This window comes from Streptomyces sp. GC420 (assembly GCF_009916105.1).
In the GTDB taxonomy this organism is placed as follows: Bacteria; Actinomycetota; Actinomycetes; order Streptomycetales; family Streptomycetaceae; genus Streptomyces.
The window spans coordinates 1-3410 of the sequence record NZ_JAAAXQ010000575.1 but is presented as its reverse complement, the minus strand read 5'-3'; the positions used below and the strand labels follow the sequence as shown (position 1 = coordinate 3410).

The following is a 3410-nucleotide window of genomic DNA, read 5'->3' as shown; positions in this document are numbered from 1 at the left end:
ATGGCCGCCTTCTATTCGGCACGGGCACGCGGCGGCGCCGGGCTCATCGTCACCGGCGGCATCTCACCGGACGAGCGGGGCCGGCCGTACGAGGGCGGTGCCAAGCTCACCACGGACGCCGAGGCCGGGCCGGGAACCGGTGCCGGTGCGCCGGCCGGTGACTCCGGGGACCCGGCGCGGACCATGCCCGGTCCGGGCGGATACGTTCCGCCGGACGCGCCCTGGGCGGCGCCGGCCGGGAGCACCCCGGGCAGTGGCACGGCCTGGCCCGCCGCCGGCGGCGGGCAGGACACGGGTGACGCTCCGGGAGCGACGCCCTGGGCCGGGACCGATGTGGGCGCCGGCGCGGACGACGCCTCGGTGCCGCTGCCCGCGACGGTCTTCGCGCCGCCGCTCTCGGGCTCGGACGAGGACGACACCCCGCCGCCCGCCACCGGGCCGGAGGACAGGACCGCGCTGATTTCCGGCGGCAGCCGGCTTCCGCCGACCGCGATCGCGCCCGCCTTGGGAAGGCCGCAGCAGGGCCCGGCCGAGGGCGGCGCCGGTGCGTCCGGCGCCGACATCGCGGACGCGGCGACCAGCAAGGCACCGCCTCCGCGCGGTGCGCGAGGCGGTGCCGCGCCTCCTCCTCCGCCGGGAGCGCCGGGGATCCCCGGCGCGGGTTCGGGCGGCGCGCCGGCCGGTGGGCCGGGTGCCTTGGGCACGCCGGCCGGTGGTTACGTGCCGACGCAGCTGGTGTCCCAGCTCGGCCCGGACGGGGCGACGCCCGCACCGCCTGGGCCGCCGAGTTCGGGTGGGGACGCGCATTACGCGGCGACGATGCTGGCCGGTCCTGCTGTGGGTGGCCCTGGTGTGCCTCCGCCTCCGGGTCCTCCCGGTGCTCCGGGTGCGCCGACGCCTCCTGGTCCTCCCGGTCCGCCTGGGCCGCCGAGTTCGGGTGGGGACGCGCATTACGCGGCGACGATGCTGGCCGGTCCTGCTGTGGGTGGCCCCGGTGCGCCTCAGCCTCCCGGCCCTCCGCGCCCGCCCGCCTACGGTTATCCGCCGCAGCAGCAGCCCACCGGCGTCCCGACCGTGGGTCCCGGCTACCAGGCGGTGCTGCGTTTCCGCGCTGCCGACGGCTCCGAGCAGCAGATCATCCGCCGCTCCGCGCCGGGCACCCCGCATCCCGAGTGGCAGATCCTGCACGAGCTGCGCGCCATGAATGTGCCGCCGCAGCAAGTGCTTGAACTGCACACGGAGCTGGAGTCCTGCGAGCTGCCCGGTGGTTACTGCGCGCGCATGATCAGGGAGACCTGGCCGCAGGCCCGCATCACCTCCATCGCCCCGTACGGGCGCGATCACGCGAGCCGTCAGCAGGGCATGCAGCAACTCCTGGTGCACCAGGGAGAGTTGCACCAGGTCGCGGACGGTCCGGCGCGCCCGGCGCCGGTACGCGCCCCGCTGCCGCCCGTGCAGCCGGTGCCGCCGATTCCGCCGGACGGCATCGCGCACGAGCTGGCCGGAGCGTTCGGCCCGCAGGGGGTGTTCCGCTTCGACCAGCGGGCGGTGTCACGGCAGGGTGTGCCGGAGATCGTCGCGCAGACGCTGGTGTGGGCGGGACTTCCGCTGGACTTCGGTCCGTTCTTCTGGGCGCAGGCGCAGCCGGGGCGGCCGGTGCCGACCCTGGCGGAACTCGCGCAGGAGCGCGGGCTTCAGCCGGCTTCCGACGCCGCGTCGTACCTGGTCATGGGCAGCGACTTCGGCCGTGCGATCTGTGTGCAGTACGGCACCGCGCACATCGTCGCCGTCCCCGTGGAGAGCGGGCCCGGCGGTCAGCCGGTACCCCCGCAGTTCGTGAACACCGGCCTGCCGGAGTTCACGCGCTGCATGGCGCTGCTCGGCCGGATGTGGCGGCTGCGGTTCGGCCTGACGCAGGAACAGGCGGGCCGCTGGACGGTCGACTTCCAGGCGCAGTTGGCCTCGCTCGACCCGGCGGCGCTGGCGTCGCCGGAAAGCTGGTGGTCCGTACTGCTCGAGCAGATGTGGGACGGACTCCTGTAGTCAACGCAACTGTTCGTCATCTCGTCTGAACATCAAGGCGCTTGGCCCGCATACGGGCCGGGCGCCTTGATCTTTACCTGCCGCCGGTGTCACGTTATGAGCATTTCATCCCTATCCATGACGTGAGAGGGCTTCAAGGATGAGCGCAGCACCGGTGTCGCCTCATGGCTTCGTCGCCGTACGGGGCCGCGGCCACGGCTACCGGGCCGAGCAGGTCGACCGCGCGTACGGCGAACTGTCCCAGGAACGCGACGAGGCCTGGGAGCGGGCCGCTCGTCTCACCGTCCTCGCACGGGAGATGGAGGAGGACGTCGTCCGGCTGCGCGAGGTGGTCTCCCGGCTCACCCCGCAGACGTACGAAAGTCTGGGGGAGCGGGCGCAGTTGATCCTGCAGGCCACACAGGAGGAGGCGGCGGAACTGCGTGCGAGTGCGTCCGTCGCCGCGGAGTCCCTGCGCGAGGCGGCCGAGCACGAGGCCAGGACCAAGAGGGAAGCGGCCCGCGTGTGGGCGGACGAACTGTGCGCGGAGGCGGAGGCCAGGGCCCGGCAGGTGGAGCTCGCGGCTGAGCACGCCGCGGAGGAGGTGCGGCTCCCGGCGTGCGCCGAGGCCGAGGAACTGCGCGGTGAGGCGCTGGCCGCGCTCGCGGAGATGCGGCAGCGGACCGACGGCATGATGAGGGACCTGGAGACGGAGCACGCCGAGCGCCGGGCTGCCCTCGAACGGGAACTCGAGGAGCGCGAGTCCCGGCAGGAGGCCGCGCTCGCGGTACGGGCGGCCGCCGCGGAGGCGGAGCTCGGCGAGGCGGCCCGGGCGGCGGCAGCGGCGGAGGAGTACGTGCGGCACGGGCAGGAGGACGCGGAGGCCCGGGGCCGGCAGATCATCGCCGAGGCCCGGCTCGCGGCGGACCGCATCGCCCGCGACACGGAGCGCGTCCTGCGCGAGCACGCCTCGATCCGGGAGGGCCTCCAGGCGGAGATGGCCCACGTACGTGAGGGCCTGGCCACCTTGACCGGCCACGCACCCGCCGAGAACTGACACGGCCACAGCACGCCCGGCACGCTTGGCTTGGCCGCGACGGCCGAACGCGCCCGGGCCGGGCCGCGACCACCGAACGCGCCTGGGCCCGGCCTGGGGCCCGGGTTCGGTACGGGTGCGGCCCGGGTCCGGTCCTTGCCCCGGCCCGGTGCTGGCCCCGGGCTCCGGGAGGCCAGTGCCCGGCCGTCGGCCCGGACAGCGGTCCGGCGCACGTCTCGGATCCGGGCCAGGCCGCGGTGGATGCCCTGGCGGCCGTCCGGTCGGGGCCGGTGACCGGGCTCCACCCCGGACCCCGCACCGGGCCGCCACTGCCCCGGACCCCGCACCGGGC

General features: G+C 75.3%; 2 protein-coding genes. Both read left to right on the top strand.

What is annotated here, in order from left to right; genetic code table 11:
- Positions 1 to 2043, top strand: a 2043-nt coding sequence (locus GUY61_RS36345) for an SUKH-4 family immunity protein (protein WP_243767000.1), incomplete at its 5' end; no start/stop codon positions are given.
- Positions 2044 to 2182: 139 nt separating this feature from the next.
- Complete coding sequence (locus tag GUY61_RS36340) at positions 2183 to 3079, top strand: cellulose-binding protein (RefSeq protein WP_166634566.1); 897 nt, start codon at positions 2183 to 2185, stop codon at positions 3077 to 3079.
- Positions 3080 to 3410 lie beyond the last annotated feature (331 nt).